The 15750-nt window shown below is 75.9% G+C and carries 13 protein-coding genes and 1 riboswitch; of the genes, 5 read left to right on the top strand and 8 right to left on the bottom strand.

The window, feature by feature from the left end; translation table 11 throughout:
- Nucleotides 1-232: 232 nt before the first annotated feature.
- On the top strand, nt 233-484 hold the full coding sequence (locus ACH4S9_RS21460) for a hypothetical protein (RefSeq protein WP_311729040.1): 252 nt from the start codon (nt 233-235) through the stop codon (nt 482-484).
- Between the two features lie 13 nt (nt 485-497).
- Here the strand turns inward: ACH4S9_RS21460 and ACH4S9_RS21455 are convergent, their stop codons facing one another.
- Together ACH4S9_RS21455 and cobN are read right to left on the bottom strand one after the other, a co-directional pair.
- Nucleotides 498-953, bottom strand: a complete 456-nt coding sequence (locus ACH4S9_RS21455; protein ID WP_398373571.1) for an NUDIX domain-containing protein — start codon at nt 951-953, stop codon at nt 498-500.
- Nucleotides 950-4588, bottom strand: coding sequence for a cobaltochelatase subunit CobN (gene cobN, locus ACH4S9_RS21450; protein ID WP_398373570.1), 3639 nt, complete (start codon nt 4586-4588; stop codon nt 950-952). Before cobN ends, ACH4S9_RS21455 begins: the two co-directional genes overlap by 4 nt.
- A 31-nt stretch (nt 4589-4619) precedes the next feature.
- Nucleotides 4620-4779: riboswitch (cobalamin riboswitch) on the bottom strand.
- A 51-nt stretch (nt 4780-4830) separates the two neighbouring features.
- Here cobN and ACH4S9_RS21445 point away from each other — a divergent pair.
- From ACH4S9_RS21445 to ACH4S9_RS21435, 3 genes are read left to right on the top strand one after another with little or no spacing between them, the layout of a single operon-like run.
- The gene (locus ACH4S9_RS21445; protein ID WP_398373656.1) at nt 4831-6453 is read left to right on the top strand and encodes a nitrite reductase; all 1623 of its coding nucleotides are present in this window, start codon (nt 4831-4833) and stop codon (nt 6451-6453) included.
- Entirely contained in the window at nt 6450-7100 is a 651-nt protein-coding gene (locus tag ACH4S9_RS21440; RefSeq protein ID WP_398373569.1) for a precorrin-8X methylmutase, read from the top strand. The genes ACH4S9_RS21445 and ACH4S9_RS21440 overlap by 4 nt, the downstream gene beginning before the upstream one ends.
- Nucleotides 7097-8593 (top strand): precorrin-2 C(20)-methyltransferase, encoded by a 1497-nt coding sequence (locus ACH4S9_RS21435; RefSeq protein ID WP_398373568.1) that lies wholly within the window; start codon nt 7097-7099, stop codon nt 8591-8593. The genes ACH4S9_RS21440 and ACH4S9_RS21435 overlap by 4 nt, the downstream gene beginning before the upstream one ends.
- A 48-nt stretch (nt 8594-8641) precedes the next feature.
- Here the strand turns inward: ACH4S9_RS21435 and ACH4S9_RS21430 are convergent, their stop codons facing one another.
- Nucleotides 8642-9400, bottom strand: a complete 759-nt coding sequence (locus ACH4S9_RS21430) for a cobalt-precorrin-6A reductase (RefSeq protein ID WP_398373567.1) — start codon at nt 9398-9400, stop codon at nt 8642-8644.
- Between the two features lie 53 nt (nt 9401-9453).
- Here ACH4S9_RS21430 and ACH4S9_RS21425 point away from each other — a divergent pair, with 53 nt between their 5' ends.
- On the top strand, nt 9454-10605 hold the full coding sequence (locus ACH4S9_RS21425; protein WP_398373566.1) for a cobalt-precorrin-5B (C(1))-methyltransferase: 1152 nt from the start codon (nt 9454-9456) through the stop codon (nt 10603-10605).
- A gap of 560 nt (nt 10606-11165) precedes the next feature.
- Here ACH4S9_RS21425 and cobM read toward each other — a convergent pair.
- Genes cobM through meaB form a run of 5 tightly spaced genes read right to left on the bottom strand, consistent with a single transcriptional unit; the run spans nt 11166 to nt 15750 of the window.
- A complete protein-coding gene (cobM, locus tag ACH4S9_RS21420; RefSeq protein WP_311729032.1) occupies nt 11166-11909 on the bottom strand; it encodes a precorrin-4 C(11)-methyltransferase in 744 nt (247 codons plus the stop codon).
- Nucleotides 11906-13126: a precorrin-6y C5,15-methyltransferase (decarboxylating) subunit CbiE gene (cbiE, locus tag ACH4S9_RS21415; protein WP_398373565.1), complete on the bottom strand. Its 1221-nt coding sequence runs from the start codon at nt 13124-13126 to the stop codon at nt 11906-11908. The genes cobM and cbiE overlap by 4 nt, the downstream gene beginning before the upstream one ends.
- Before the next feature lie 59 nt (nt 13127-13185).
- Nucleotides 13186-13971, bottom strand: coding sequence for an acyltransferase (locus tag ACH4S9_RS21410; RefSeq protein WP_358842495.1), 786 nt, complete (start codon nt 13969-13971; stop codon nt 13186-13188).
- A gap of 38 nt (nt 13972-14009) precedes the next feature.
- Entirely contained in the window at nt 14010-14744 is a 735-nt protein-coding gene (locus tag ACH4S9_RS21405) for a (2Fe-2S)-binding protein (protein ID WP_398373564.1), read from the bottom strand.
- Nucleotides 14737-15750, bottom strand: a complete 1014-nt coding sequence (gene meaB, locus ACH4S9_RS21400; protein ID WP_311729028.1) for a methylmalonyl Co-A mutase-associated GTPase MeaB — start codon at nt 15748-15750, stop codon at nt 14737-14739. Before meaB ends, ACH4S9_RS21405 begins: the two co-directional genes overlap by 8 nt.

Below are 15750 nucleotides of genomic sequence, written 5' to 3'. Positions count from 1 at the left end.
CCTGCGGCCTGCGCGATCAGTAGATCGTCACCTTTATTCGTCTCAATCGTGCCCGTGCCTGGTGATACGCGATCGCGGACCAGTTCGACGCGCATATCTCCGAATCGATTTCCCCGGTTTTCGAGTTCGAGTCGCTCGATGAGATGTGCGAGACCGCCCCGGTCCGGGTGAGCTCCACGGAAAGCGGGTGACCGCGCCGGGCGCGGCGCGTTGGCCTGACATGACGACGACGATGCGACGCCGTTCTCTCTCACAGCCGAGCAGAGCGCTGGACCGGAGCACCGCGGGCGGCGAAACGCTCCACCAGAGCACCTGTGTGCCCATCTACGCCGCACTGGTCGAGCGCTGGGCCTCCGCGGGACGGGCGGTGCCGGGGCGCTACGACCGGGAGTGGGCCGAGCTGGTGAACTGCCCGGCCTGGCCCGAGCGGGTCCGCTCCGCCTCCCGCCCCGCCACCTCCCCGGTGTCCCTCAAGCACCCCTGACGCGCGGGCCGCGTCACCGGTGGCGGACGCGGCCCTCCGCCACCAACCGGCGCAGCACCTGACGCAGCGCGGGGGCGCAGCGGTCCGCCTCCTGCGCCGTCAGCCAGGCCAGCTCCGCGATCTCACGGCCCGGTGTCGGCTCGCCCTCCGCCTCGCCCGTGTAGCAGGTCATCCGCAGCCGTCGGCCGCCCTGGCCGTGCGCCTCGTCCTCGATGACGTAGACCTCCGACATGGCTGACATGGCCGGCATGGCCGGCCCGGCCGTGGTCGCGGGAACGGCGGTCAGGCCGAGTTCCTCGGCGAGTTCCCGGGCCAGCGCCCGCGGCCCGTCCTCCCCCGGTTCGAGCTTGCCGCCGGGCAGGTAGAACGCGTCGCGGCCGCGGGTGCGCACCGCAAGCAGCCGCCCATCGCGTACACAGACCCAGGCCACCGACTCCAGCGGCGCCGTCCCACTCCCCCCGTTGGTCACTCGGTCTCGTCCTCCCCGCCCTCCAGGCCGCCCTCGGTCTCCAGATACAGCTCCCGAACCGCCGCCAGGATCTCGGGGTCGGGCTGCTCCCACAGGCCGCGGCTCTCCGCCTCCAGCAGGCGCTCGGCCATCCCGTGCAGCGCCCACGGGTTGGCCTCCTGGAGGAAGGAGCGGTTCTCGGGGTCCAGGAGGTAGCTCTGGGCGAGCTTGTCGTACATCCAGTCGGCGACCACGCCGGTGGTGGCGTCGTAGCCGAAGAGGTAGTCGACGGTCGCGGCGAGTTCGAAGGCGCCCTTGTAGCCGTGGCGGCGCATCGCCTCGATCCAGCGCGGGTTGACCACGCGGGCGCGGAAGACCCGGGAGGTCTCCTCGTGCAGGGTGCGGGTGCGGACGGTCTCGGGGCGGGTGGAGTCGCCGATGTACGCGGCCGGGGCGGTGCCCTTGAGCGCGCGCACCGTGGCGACCATGCCGCCGTGGTACTGGAAGTAGTCGTCCGAGTCGGCGATGTCGTGTTCGCGGGTGTCGGTGTTCTTGGCCGCGACCGCGATCCGTCGGTAGGCGCTCTCCATCTCCGCGCGGGCCGGGCGGCCCTCCAGCCCGCGGCCGTAGGCGTAGCCGCCCCAGACCGTGTACACCTCGGCGAGGTCGGCGTCGGTGCGCCAGTCGCGGCTGTCGATGAGCTGGAGCAGGCCCGCGCCGTAGGTGCCGGGGCGGGAGCCGAAGATACGGGTGGTGGCGCGGCGTTCGTCGCCGTGTTCGGCGAGGTCGGCCTTGGCGTGGGCACGGATGTAGTTGTCGCCCTCGGGCTCGTCGAGGGAGGCGGCGAGGCGTACGGCGTCGTCGAGCAGCGCCACGACGTGCGGGAAGGCGTCACGGAAGAAGCCGCTGATGCGCAGCGTGACATCGACCCTGGGGCGGCCCAACTGGTCGAGGGGGACGGGTTCGAGTCCGGTGACACGCCGCGAGGCGTCGTCCCACACCGGGCGGACGCCCAGCAGCGCGAGCGCCTCGGCCACGTCGTCGCCCGAGGTGCGCATCGCGCTGGTGCCCCACAGCGACAGGCCGACGGAGCGCGGCCACGCGCCGTCGTTGTCGCGGCGGTAGCGCTCCAGCAGCGAGTCGGCGAGCGCCTGGCCGGTCTCCCAGGCCAGGCGGCTGGGCACGGCCTTGGGGTCGACGGAGTAGAAGTTACGGCCCGTCGGCAGGACGTTGACCAGGCCGCGCAGCGGTGAGCCGGAGGGGCCCGCGGGCACGAAGCCGCCGTTCAGCGCGTGCACCGCGTGGTCGATCTCGTCGGTGGTGGCGGCCAGCCGCGGCACGACCTCCCGGGCGGCGAAGTCGAGGATCGCGGCGACCGCGTCCCGCTGCGCGTCGGGCAGGCCCAGGCACGCCTTCTCGGTGGCCTCCGGGGCCCAGTCGGCGTCCTCCATGGCCTGGACGAGGGCGCGGGCCCTGTCCTCCGCCTCGTCGGTGTCGGTGCGGCCGGCGGCCGACTCGTCGAGGCCCAGTGCCTCGCGCAGCCCGGGCAGCGCCGTGGTGCCGCCCCAGATCTGCCGGGCGCGCAGAATGGCCAGGACGAGGTTGACGCGCTCGGGGCCGGAGGGGGCGGCGCCCAGGACATGCAGTCCGTCGCGGATCTGGGCGTCCTTGACCTCGCACAGCCAGCCGTCCACGTGCAGCAGGAAGTCGTCGAAGCCGTCGTCCTCCGGCCGCTGCTCCAGGCCGAGGTCGTGGTCGAGCCGGGCGGCCTGGATGAGGGTCCAGATCTGGGCCCGGATGGCGGGGAGTTTGGCCGGGTCCATCGCGGAGATGGCGGCGTACTCGTCCAGCAGCTGCTCCAGGCGCGCGATGTCTCCGTAGGAGTCGGCGCGGGCCATGGGCGGCACGAGGTGGTCGACGAGGGTGGCGTGGGCGCGGCGCTTGGCCTGGGTGCCCTCGCCGGGGTCGTTGACCAGGAACGGGTAGATCAGCGGCAGATCGCCCAGCGCGGCGTCGGGGCCGCAGGCGGCGGACAGGCCCGCGTTCTTGCCGGGCAGCCACTCCAGGTTGCCGTGCTTGCCCAGGTGCACCATGGCGTCGGCGCCGAAGCCGCCGTCGGCCCGGGGGGTGGCGATCCAGCGGTAGGCGGCCAGGTAGTGGTGGGAGGGCGGCAGATCGGGGTCGTGGTAGATGGCGATCGGGTTCTCGCCGAAGCCGCGCGGCGGCTGGATGACGACGAGGAGGTTGCCGCGGCGCAGCGCGGCCAGCACGATCTCGCCCTCCGGGTCGCGGCTGGTGTCGACGAACATCTCGCCCGGCGGCGGCCCCCAGTGCTCCTCCACCGCCTCGCGCAGCTCCTGCGGCAGCCGGGCGTACCAGCGGCGGTAGTCGGCGGCGGGGATCCGGACCGGGTTGCGGGCCAACTGCTCCTCGGTGAGCCAGTCCTGGTCGTGGCCGCCCACCTCGATCAGGGCGCGGATCAGCTCGTCGCCGTCGCCGGAGGCGAGGCCGGGCAGCGCGTCGGGCCCGTCCTCGGGGCCGAGGTCGAAGCCCTCGGCGCGCAGTCGGCGCAGCAGGGCGACGGCGCTGGCGGGGGTGTCCAGGCCGACCGCGTTGCCGATGCGGGAGTGCTTGGTGGGGTAGGCGGAGAGGACGAGCGCGAGGCGCTTGTCACCCGCGGGTATGTGGCGCAGCCGGGCGTGTCGTACCGCGATCCCGGCGACACGCGCGGCGCGCTCGGGGTCGGCGACGTAGACGGGCAGGCCGTCCCGGTCGGTCTCCTTGAAGGAGAACGGCACGGTGATCAGCCGTCCGTCGAACTCCGGGACGGCGACCTGGGTGGCCGCGTCCAGGGGCGAGAGGCCCTCGTCGTTCTCCTCCCAGGCGGCGCGCGGGCCGGTCAGGCACAGCGCCTGGAGCACCGGGACGTCCAGCGCGGCCAGCGCCCCCGCGTCCCAGGCCTCGTCGTCGCCGCCGGCCGACGCCTCGGCGGGCCGGGTGCCGCCCGCGGCCAGCACGGTGGTGACCACCGCGTCGGCCCCGGCGAGGGCCTCCAGCAGCTCGGGCTCGGGCGCGCGCAGGGAGGCGACGTACAGCGGGAGCGGGCGGGCCCCGGCGTCCTCGACGGCCCGGCAGAGCTCCTCGACGAAGGCGGTGTTGCCGCTCATGTGGTGGGCGCGGTAGTAGAGCACCGCGACCCGCGGGCCGGTGACACCCTCGCGCGCGGTGCGCTCCAGCGCGCCCCAGGAGGGCGCGGGGGCGGGCGACTCGAAGCCGTGGCCGGTGAGCAGGACGGTGTCGGACAGGAAGCGGGCCAGCTGACCGAGGTTCCCGGGCCCGCCGTGCGCGAGGTAGGCGTGGGCCTCGGCGGCGATCCCGACGGGGACCGTGGAGGCCTCCATGAGCTGGGCGTCCGGGGCCTGTTCTCCGGTCAGGACCACGACCGGGCGGTCCCCGGCGAGCAGCGTGTCGAGCCCCTCCTGCCAGGCGCGCACCCCGCCGAGCAGCCGTACGACGACGAGTTCGACGCCGTCGAGGAGCGCGGGGAGGTCGTCCAGCGGGAGCCGGGCGGGATTGGCGAGCCGGTAGGGCACCGGGGTCGGTGCCGAGCGGGCGCTGAGCAGGTCGGTGTCGGACGTCGACAGCAGCAGGATCATGCGACGGCAGGCCTTCCTCGGGGTCCGCGCCCCGGGCGGGTTCGAAGACGGCGGGAGTTCCTGGCTCGCCCGGCCGCCGCGTACCGGCTGCCGCGCTCACAGTGGCGGGACCGCGCCGGATTTCCACCGGCTTCCTACCCTTGTGCCGTCTTGTGCAGTGGCGGGCCGGGACCGACCCGCCGGTGAGCATAGTAGGGCTTCTCGACCTGCCACGGGGCGGTGAGGCGAAGCGGATCGTCGGTATGCTCGCCGCCATGCCCCTCCCCCCGACAACCGCCCCACCAGGGGATGAAACCCCCGTGCGCGGGCGCGACGACGCGTGTCCCGGCGCGCTGCGGCTGCACCCGGCGGACGACGGCGCGCTGGCCCGGGTGCGGGTGCCGGGCGGGCTGCTGACGGCACGTCAGGCGCTGGTGCTGGCAGGCGTGGCCGAGGAGTTGGGAGACGGCCGACTGGACCTCACCTCCCGGGGCAATCTCCAGCTGCGCGGACTCGACGCGGGGTGCGGGGCCGGCCTCGCGGCCCGGCTGCGGGCGGCCGGGCTGCTCCCGTCGGACCGCCACGACCGGGTGCGCAACATCGTGGCGTCCCCGCTGTCCGGGCTGGACGGGGCCGGGCACGCGGATGCCCCGGCGTGGGCGAGGGCGCTGGACGCGCTGCTGTGCGACGAGGTGCCCGCGGGGTCCGGATTCGCCGAACTGGCGGGGCTGTCGGGCCGGTTCCTGTTCGCTCTCGACGACGGGCGCGGCGATGTGTCGGCGCTGGGCGCGGATGTGACATTGATCGCAACTCCGGACGGCGAGGCGGTGCTGCGGCTCGGCTCCGCCGGGGGTCACGGACTCGCGCGCGCGGATTCCACCGCACCGAACGCCGCCGACTCCCCCGACGCGACGGACCGCCCTGACGCGACGGACCACTCCGGCGCGACGGACCACTCCGGCGCGCCGGGCGTCGCGGCGCGCCGGGCCGGGCGGGCAGCGGGCGACGACACGCCGAGCAGGGCGCGGCCGCCGGGTCCCCCCGGGCTCGGTGACGGCCCCTCGGGCGCCGAACTCCTGGTGCGCGCCGAGGACGCGCCGCGCGCGGCCGCGCTGGCAGCCGTGGCGTTTCTCGACGCGGTGCGCGCGAGCGGCACACGGGCCTGGCGCGTCCGCGAGCTGCCGGCGCGACACGCCGTGACGGCCGACCGGTTGGCCGGGCGACTCGCCGCAGCGGGGATCCAGGCCACACCCCTCGGCCCCCAGTCCCCGACCACCACAGCGGGCACACCCGCCGCCGACCCCACGCCCGCCGTCGGGCTCGTCGTCGGGCCTGACGGGCGGTGCGCGGTGTCCGTCGCCGTCCCGCTGGGGCGGCTCTCCGCCACGCAGTGGCGGCTGCTGGCCGGGCTCGCCTCCCGGGGCGGCTCGGGCGAGCTGCGTGTGACACCCTGGCGCGGCGTGGTGCTGCCCGGCTTCTCCCCTGACGAGGCACGGGCCGCGCTGCGGGAACTCGCCGACGCCGGGCTGGTGGCCACGCCGCACTCCCCGTGGCTCGGGATCGCCGCGTGCACCGGGCGGCCCGGCTGCGCCAAGTCCCTGGCCAATGTGCGCGCCGACGCGGCGCGCGCGGTGGCGGGCGCCGCGTCCGGCGACGGCCGCCCGGACCCGCCGCCGGACCAGGGCCCGCCGCCGGGCCGTCCGCCCGTGTACTTCTCCGGCTGCGAGCGGCGCTGCGGCCACCCCGGCGGCCGATGGGTCGACGTGCTGGCGACGGGCGACGGCTACCGGGTCGCCGTGCGAGACCCCGGAGGGTCCACGCCCGGCGTGGACGTGACAGCAGACCAATTGGCCGGCGCCGTGGCGTCGGCCCGTGGAGCGACATGATCGAGGGCACAGTGTTCGACTACGAGAAGGACGGCGCGGCCATATACCGCGCCTCCTTTGCCACCATCCGCGCCGAGGCGGACCTGGGCGGCCTTCCCTCCGACGTCAGCCAGGTCGCGGTACGGATGATCCACGCCTGCGGCATGGTCGACCTCGTCCAGGACCTCGCGTACACCCCCCAGGTGGTCGCCCGCGCCCGCGCCGCGCTGCGCGCCGGGGCGCCCGTGCTCTGCGACGCGCACATGGTGGCCAGCGGCGTGACCCGCAAGCGGCTGCCCGCGGACAACGAGGTGCTGTGCACCCTGTCCGACCCCGCGGTGCCCGAACTGGCCCGGCGCATGGGCACCACGCGCAGCGCCGCCGCGCTGGAGCTGTGGCGCGACCGGCTGGAGGGCGCGGTCGTGGCCATCGGCAACGCGCCCACCGCGCTGTTCCGGCTGCTCGAGATCATCGAAGAGGGTGGGGCCGGCGCGCCCCGCCCGGCCGCCGTCATCGGCGTGCCGGTCGGCTTCATCGGCGCGGCCGAGTCCAAGGATGCGCTGGCCGGGCACCCGGCCGCGCTCGACCACCTGGTGGTGCGCGGCCGGCGCGGCGGTAGTGCCATCGCCGCGGCCGCGGTCAACGCGATTGCGAGCGAGGAAGAGTGAGCGAGCACCAGACCGGCCGGCTGTACGGCGTGGGTCTCGGCCCCGGCGACCCCTCGCTGATGACGGTGCGGGCCGTGGAGGTCATCGCCGAGGCCGATGTCGTCGCGTACCACAGCGCCCGGCACGGCCGCAGCATCGCGCGCTCCATCGCCGAGCGCCATCTGCGCCCCGACCACATCGAGGAGCGCCTGGTCTACCCGGTCACCACCGAGACCACCGACCACCCCGGCGGCTACCGCGGCGCGATGGAGGAGTTCTACGCGGACGCCGCGGCCCGGCTGGCCGCCCACCTGGACGCGGGGCGAACGGTCGCGGTGCTCGCCGAGGGCGATCCGCTCTTCTACGGCTCGTATATGCACATGCACAAGCGCCTGGCCGACCGCTACCCCACCGAAGTCGTCCCCGGCGTCACCTCCGTGAGCGCGGCCGCCGCCCGGCTCGGGGCGCCGCTGGTGGAGGGCGAGGAGGTGCTGACGATCCTGCCCGGCACCCTCCCGGAGGAGGAGCTGACCGCGCGTCTGGCCACCACCGACGCGGCCGCGGTGATGAAGCTCGGCCGGACCTTCCCGGCGGTGCGGCGGGCGCTGGAGCGCTCGGGGCGGCTGGCGGAGGCCCGGTACGTGGAGCGGGCCACGATGGACGCGGAGCGCACCGCGCCGCTGGCCGAGGTGGACCCCGAGTCGGTGCCCTACTTCTCGGTGGCACTGCTGCCGAGCCGGATCGGGGCCCAGGCCCCGGCTCGCCCGGGCGAGGTCGTGGTGGTGGGTCTCGGCCCGGCGGGCCCGCTGTGGCTGACCCCCGAGGCGCGCGGCGAACTGGCCGCCGCCGAGGACCTGGTCGGCTACACCACCTATCTGGACCGGGTGCCGCGGCGCCCGGGGCAGCGGCGGCACGCCTCGGACAACAAGGTGGAGGCCGAGCGGGCCGAGTTCGCGCTCGACCTGGCCCGGCGCGGGCGGCGGGTCGCCGTGGTCTCCTCGGGAGACCCGGGCGTCTTCGCCATGGCCACCGCCGTGCTGGAGGCGGCGGCCGGGGACCCGTACCGCGAGGTGCCGGTCCGGGTGGTGCCTGGCATGACCGCGGCCCACGCGGCGGCCGCCCGCGCGGGCGCCCCGCTCGGCCACGACTATGCGGTGGTCTCACTGTCCGACCGGCTCAAGCCCTGGGAGGTGATCGCCGAGCGGCTGCGCGCCGCCGCGGCCGCCGACCTGGTGCTCGCCCTGTACAACCCCGGCTCGCGCAGCCGGATCTGGCAGGTCGGCAAGGCACGCGAGCTGCTGCTCGAACACCGCGCGCCCGACACGCCCGTCGTGGTCGCCCGGGACGTGGGCGGCCCGGAGGAGCGGGTACGGATCGTGGGACTCGCCGACCTCGACCCCGGCCAGGTCGACATGCGCACCATCCTGCTGGTCGGCTCCTCCCAGACCCGCACGGCCCGGCGCGGCGACGGCACCGAGATCGTCTGGACGCCACGCCGGTACCCGGAGCGCTGACCCGCCGGGCGACTCGCCGGTCGGGCGACCCTCCGGCCGGGCGGGCGGTCAGCTCAGGGTGGCGCGCAGCCACGCCAGCGCGGCCGCCGGGTCGGGCGCGACGGACACGCCGTCCGGGGCCGCGGGGCGCCGTACGACGACGACCGGCAGCCCGGCCTCGCGCGCCGCGGTGAGCTTGGCCGCGGTGGCACCGGCGCCGCTGTCCTTGGTGACCAGGGTGTCGATGCGGTGGCGGCGCAGCAGCTCCGCCTCCCTCTCCAGGGTGAACGGGCCGCGGTCCAGGAGCACTTCCATGCGCGGCGGAACCGGTGGCTCGGGGGCGTCGACGGAGCGCACCAGGAACCACTGCTCGGTGAGCTGGGCGAACGCGGCCAGGCCCATCCGCCCGGTGGTGAGGAAGATCCGCCGCCCCAGGGCGGGCAGCAGCCGGGCCGCCTCGTCCAGCGACCCGGCCCAGTGCCAGCGGTCCCCCGGGCCCGGCACCCAGCCGGGGCGGCGCAGGGCGAGCAGGGGAACATGGACGTCGGCGGCCGCACGGGCCGCGTTGAGACTGATCGTGCCGGCGAAAGGATGGGTGGCGTCGATGAGCGCGTCCACGTGCTGCTCGCGCAGCCAGCGAGCCATGCCCTCGGGCCCCCCGAACCCGCCGATCCGCACCTGCCCGGCGGGCAGCCGTGGCTGGGCGACACGCCCGGCCAGCGAGCTGGTGACGCGCAGCGCGGGGTCGTCGGCGAGCTCCTCGGCGAGTCGGCGCGCTTCGGTGGTGCCACCGAGGATGAGCACATGGCGCACTGGCGCGCTGTTCATCGGGGGCCTTTCGTCGTCCGTACGCCCGTCATCGTATGCGGGGCGGTCGGCCCGTGGCTGAGGCGGAGACGGAGGTCAAGGCGGCGGGCGGCGGGCGCGGGGCGCAGCTGGAGCGTTCTGGGCTGCGGCACGGTTGGACCACCGGGGCATGTGCCACCGCCGCGACCACGGCCGCGTACACCGCGCTGCTGTGCGGGGAGTTCCCGGACCCGGTGACGGTCGAGCTGCCCAAGGGGCAGCGGCCCGCGTTCGCCCTCGCGGGCGAGGAGCTGACGGCGGACCGGGCGATGGCCGCGGTGGTCAAGGACGCGGGCGACGACCCGGACGTCACGCACGGCGCGGTCGTGCGCGCCACGGTGCGGCTGCTGCCGCCCGGCGGCGGCGTGGTCTTCCGGGCCGGGCCCGGGGTCGGCACGGTGACCCGCCCCGGCCTGCCGCTCGCGGTCGGCGAGCCCGCGATCAACCCCGTGCCCCGCCAGATGATGCGGGACCACATCGCCGCGGTCGCGGCCCGGCACGGCGGGGCCGGTGATGTGGAGGTCGAGATCTCGGTGGACCACGGGGAGGAGATCGCCCGCAGCACCTGGAATCCGCGCCTGGGCATCCTCGGCGGCCTGTCGATCCTCGGCACGACGGGCATCGTGGTGCCGTACTCCTGCTCCGCGTGGATCGACAGCATCCGGCGCGGGGTGGACGTGGCGCGCGCGGCGGGGCGTACGCATGTGGCGGGGTGTACGGGCTCGACCTCCGAGAAGGTGGCGGTCGCCGTGCACGGGCTGCCGGAGGACGCGCTGCTGGACATGGGCGACTTCGCGGGGGCGGTGCTGAAGTATCTGCGCCGTCATCCGGTGGACCGGCTGACCGTCGCCGGGGGCTTCGCCAAGCTCTCCAAGCTGGCCGCAGGACATCTGGATCTGCACTCCTCGCGCTCACAGGTGGACAAGGGCTTCCTCGCGGAGCTGGCCCGCCGTGGCGGGGCGGACGAGGAGCTGGCGGCGGCGGTGGCGGCGGCCAACACCGGCCTGGAGGCGGTGCAGTTGTGCATGGCGCGCGGGGTGCCGCTCGGCGATCTGGTCGCGGCGGCCGCCCAGGACACGGCGCTCGGTGTGCTGCGCGGGGCGCCGGTGTCCGTGGACGTCCTCTGCATCGACCGCGCGGGCACGATCGTCGGCCGCGCGGTGCCCCGGGGCCCCCGGGAGCGGTGACCCGACACGCGCTCTCGGGCTGGGGGTGTCCGACGGTTCTCGACGCCTGCGGCGGGCCCCTTCCCCGCCCCGCCCCTTCCCGAACCGGGGCGCTGCCCCAGACCCCGGGGTCCAGGGGCGGAGCCCCTGCCACGCGGCGGAGCCGCACATCGACACTGCGTTTGCGGCACCGCCGCACGCTGGGCACCGCCGCACGGGGGGCGCCGCCGCATGTGGGGCACCGCACCGCAGGGGCACCGCCGCATGTGGGACGCCGCACCGCAGCGGCACCGCACCGCAGGGGGACACCGCGCCGCACGTGGGGCACTGCACCGCAGCGGCACTGCACCACAGGGGGGCACCGCCGCACAGGGGGCACCGCCGCACGCGGAGCACCGCACCGCAGGGGCACCGCCACACGCGGGGGCGCCGCACCGCAGGGGCACCGCGCCGCACGTGCGGCACCGCCGCACGCTGGGCACTTGCCCCGCAGGGGGGCACCACCGCACCGCAGCGCAGCGCAGCGGCACCGCACCGCACCGCACCGCAGGGGCATCGCACCGTAGCCGCCGCGGCGCCGCCTAAGGCCGCTCGCGGCGGGCCGAGTAGAGGTGGCTGTCGCGGAACTGCTCCGCGCCCAGCGTGCGGCCCACCATGATGACCGCGGTGCGCACCACGCCCGCCTCCTTCACCCGGTCCGCGATGTCGCCCAGCGTGCCGCGCAGCACCAGTTCGTCGGGGCGGCTGGCCCGGGCGACCACCGCCGCCGGGCAGTCGGGGCCGTAGTGCGGCAGGAGTTCGGCCACCACCCGGTCCACGTAGCGGGCGGCCAGGTGCAGCACGATCAGCGCCCGGCTGCGGCCGAGGGTGGCGAGGTCCTCGCCGTCCGGCATCGGGGTGGCCTGCTGGGCGACGCGGGTGAGGACGACGGTCTGGCCGACGGTCGGCACGGTCAGCTCGCGCCCGAGCGCGGCCGCGGCGGCGGCGAACGCGGGGACGCCCGGGATCACCTCGTACGGCACCCCGTGCGCGTCCAGCCGCCGCATCTGCTCGGCGACGGCGCTGAACACCGACGGGTCGCCCGAGTGCAGCCGGGCCACGTCCTCGCCCGCCCGGTGGGCCGCGACCAGTTCGTCGGTGATCTGGTCGAGGTTGAGCCGGGCGGTGTCGACGAGGCGGGCGTCCGGCGGGCACTCGGCGAGGAGTTCGCGGGGGACCAGGCTGCCCGCGTACAGGCACACCCGGCAACGGGCCAGGGTGCGGGCGCCGCGCACGGTGATCAGGTCGGCGGCGCCGGGGCCCGCGCCGATGAAGTACACGGTCATGGGGAAGTCTCTCCTTCGGCGGGTTTGGCCGCGGCCCACTGGGTGACGGGCATCGCCTGCCGCCAGCCGGTGAAGCCGCCGACGGGGGCGGCGTGTGCGACGGCGATCCGGACCAGCTCCCCGCCGTGCCGCCGGTACCACTGGGCGAGCAGGGCCTCCGACTCCAGCGTCACGGTGTTGGCGACGAGCCGCCCGCCGGCCGGCAGCGCCGCCCAGCAGGCCTCCAGCAGGCCGGGCGCGGTCAGGCCGCCCCCGATGAACACCGCGTCGGGGGTGGGCAGACCGGCCAGGGCGCCGGGCGCGGCGCCGGTGACGACGCGCAGCCCCGGCACGCCGAGGGCGGCGGCGTTGCGGCCGATGCGCATCGCCCGTACGGGGTCGCGCTCGATGGACACCGCGGCGCAGGCGCGGTGGGTGCGCAGCCACTCCACGGCGATCGAGCCGGAGCCGCCGCCGACGTCCCACAGCAGTTCGCCGGGGGCGGGGGCCAGGGCGGCGAGCGTGGCGGCGCGCACGTGACGCTTGGTCAGCTGGCCGTCGTGCTCGTACGCCTGGTCCGGCAGTCCGGGGACGGCGGACAGGCGCAACGCATCTGCGGCCGGGGCGCAGTCGAGGGCGATGACGTTGAGGGCGTCGCCGGGGGTGTGGTGCCAGTGGTCGGCGGTGCCGTCGAGGTGGCGCTCGCGCTCGCCGCCCAGTTGCTCCAGGACCCGCATCCGGCTCGGGCCGAAGCCGCGGTCGCGCAGCAGCGCGGCGACCTCGGCGGGGGTGGCGGCGCCCGCGCCGAGGACGAGCAGCCGCCGCCGGGGGTAGAGGGCACGGGCCAGGGAGGCGAGGGGCCGTCCGACGAGGCTGATCACCTCGGTGTCCTCGACCGGCCAGCCGAGCCGCGCGCAGGCGAGCGAGATGGACGACGGGTGGGGCAGCACCCGCAGCCGGTCGGCGCCCAACTCCTCCGCCAGGGTGCGGCCGATCCCGAAGAACATGGGGTCGCCGCTGGCCAGCACGGACACCCGCTGCCCGGCGTGGGCCGCGAACAGCCCGGGTACGGCGGGGCGCAGCGGCGAGGGCCAGGGCACCCGTTCGGCGGGGCACTCCGGTGGCAGCAGATCGAGTTGGCGGTGTCCGCCGAGTACCACCTCGGCCGCGCGCAGCGCCTCCCGCCCCGCGGGGCCGAGCCCGTCCCAGCCGTCGGCGCCGATGCCGATCACGGTCACGGGGGAAGGGGGCGGGCTCACAGGTGTTACCTCGTCGGTCGGGGACAGTCCCCGAAACTCTACTGACCTGCTACGACGTCCGTGTCCCCGGCTCCGTCCCGCTGTTCGCGCGCTCGCTCCCGCTCGGCGAGGGCGAGCAGTTGCTCGACCGTGGTGTCCTCGCTGATCGGCACCGGCGCGGGCGTGCGCAGCGGCGGCTGCCAGCCGGATTCCGGGGCCCAGCGGCGTATGATCCGGGCGGGCGCCCCGGCCACCACGGCGTGATCGGGCACCTCGCCCCGTACGATCGCGCCCGCCGCGACCACCACGTTGCGGCCGAGCCGCGCCCCGGGCAGGATCACCGCGCCCGCGCCCAGCCAGCTGCCGGAGCCGATGTGGACGGGGGCCGAGCGCGGCCACTGCCGGCCGATGGGCTGGTCGGGGTCGTCGTAGGAGTGGTTGTCACTGGTGACATAGACGTACGGGCCGCAGAAGACGTCGTTGCCGAACTCCACGGTCCGGGAGGCGATCACATGGCTGCCGCGGCCCAGGACCACGCCGTTGCCGAGCCGCAGGACGGGGTCGGGGCCCAGGTCGAGGCCCGGCATCATGCCCGCGGTGAGCGTCACGTGCTGGCCTATGACGCAGTGGTCGCCGAGCTGGATCCACGGCTCCCCGAAGATGGTGCCCTGGGGGAACGCGAGACGGGTGCCGACGCCGAAGCGGGCGAAGCGGTACGGGCCGGGGCGGTCGGCCGTCACCGCGCCGGCTCGCTGTACGGCGCGCCATCCGCGGTGGACCAGGCGGGAGGTGAGGCGCCCGGGCCGGCCCCGCCAGGATGAGAACAGGTTCTCGTTCTTCGGCATTCGCACACCGTATCCGCCCCGCCGCGGGCCCGTCTGCCTCACCCCGGGGCTCGGCGCAGCACGCAGTCGCCGCACAGCCCGCCACCGGGCACCCGGTAGTAGAGGCAGCAGGTGCGGCGCCGGAAGGCGGGCGGGGGTGAGGTCAGGGTGCCGGTGTCGCGCAGCGGCGGGTGGGCGAGCTGGGCGCGGGCCAGCTCGGTGGCCCGCTCCGCCGCCTCCGGGAGGCCGTGCGCGTGGCACCAGTCGTGCAGGACCCGCAGCGAACCGGCCAGCGCCGAGGCGGCGTTGCCCCACAGCAGCCGCCCCGAGACCCGGTACGCCCGGGTGACGGCGGCGTGCAGCGGCAGCAGCTGGGCGTACGCCGCGTCGCCCACCTGGCCGGCGAGCCCTCCGGGTTCGCCCATGACCGACGGCGTCCCGGGCCACCACAGGTCGTCGGGGGCGGTGCGCCCGGGGTGCCACCACAGCCGGTCGGGGCGGAGGTTGTAGACCCTGCCGGAGAGCGCGGCCGGGCCGAGCGCGAGCGACCACACCCGGGCGGCGAACCCCTGGAAGGCAAGGGAGGCCGCGACCCTCGGCTCATCGGTGCGCAGCGTCGCGGCGACCGCCTCGACGCGGGCGCGCAGCGGCGGCGCGGCCGTCCCCTCGGGCGTCGTCCGGTAGGCCGCGCCGACCGGCACATAGCCCTGCTCGCGCGGATCGCCGGCGCCGGGGCCGGTGCGCAGGGCGAAGAACGGCCCCACCTCGGACCCCGGCAGCGGCGGGTCAGCCATCGGCGTCGGCCGGCGTCCCGAAAGCCTCCAGCAGCCGGTCGGCGGCCAGCGTCGCCGTCAGCGTGCCGTCGCGCACCTGCTGTTCGAGTACGGGGCCGAGCCGCCGCACCCCGGGGTGTTCGCGCAGCCGGGTCAGCAGCTGGTCGCGGACCATGGACCAGGTCCAGTCGACCTGCTGGTCGCGCCGCTTGGCGTCCAGCGCGCCGGTCGCCTCCAGCACCCGGCGGTGCTGCTCCAGCCGCTCCCACACCCCGTCGAGGCCGGTGCCCTCGCGGGCGCTGCACGTCAGCACCGGGGGGTTCCAGGGCGCGTCCGGGGGCTGGAGCAGCCGCAGCGCGCCCCTGAGTTCGCGGGCGGCGGCCTTGGCGTCGCGCTCGTGGGGGCCGTCGGCCTTGTTGATGGCGACGACGTCCGCGAGTTCCAGGACGCCCTTCTTGATGCCCTGGAGCTGGTCGCCGGTGCGGGCGAGGGAGAGCAGCAGAAAGGAGTCGACCATGCCCGCCACGGCCGTCTCCGACTGGCCCACGCCCACCGTCTCGACCAGCAGTACGTCATAGCCCGCGGCCTCCATGACCACCATGGACTCGCGGGTGGCGCGGGCCACCCCGCCCAGCGTCCCCGCGCTCGGCGAGGGGCGGACGAAGGCGGCCGGATCGACGGCCAGCCGCTCCATCCGGGTCTTGTCGCCCAGGATGGAGCCGCCGGTGCGGGTGGAGGAGGGGTCGACGGCGAGCACCGCGACCTTGTGGCCGAGCCCGGTGAGCAACGAGCCCAGGGCGTCGATGAAGGTGGACTTGCCGACCCCGGGCACACCGCTGATGCCCACCCGGCGCGCCCCGCCCGCGTGCGGCAGCAGTTCGATCAGCAGCCGCTGGGCGAGGTCGCGGTGGTCGGGGCGGGTGGACTCGACGAGCGTGATCGCGCGGGCGATGTAGGCGCGCGAGCCGTCGAGCACACCCTTGGCGTAGGTGTCGATGTCGATAGTGGGTCGCTTCTTCGGCGGCAT

The sequence above is a fragment of the Streptomyces sp. NPDC021225 genome (assembly GCF_044332865.1).
Taxonomy (GTDB): domain Bacteria; phylum Actinomycetota; class Actinomycetes; order Streptomycetales; family Streptomycetaceae; genus Streptomyces.
Note: the sequence above shows the minus strand (reverse complement) of the source record. Positions and strands in the feature narration are given on the sequence as shown.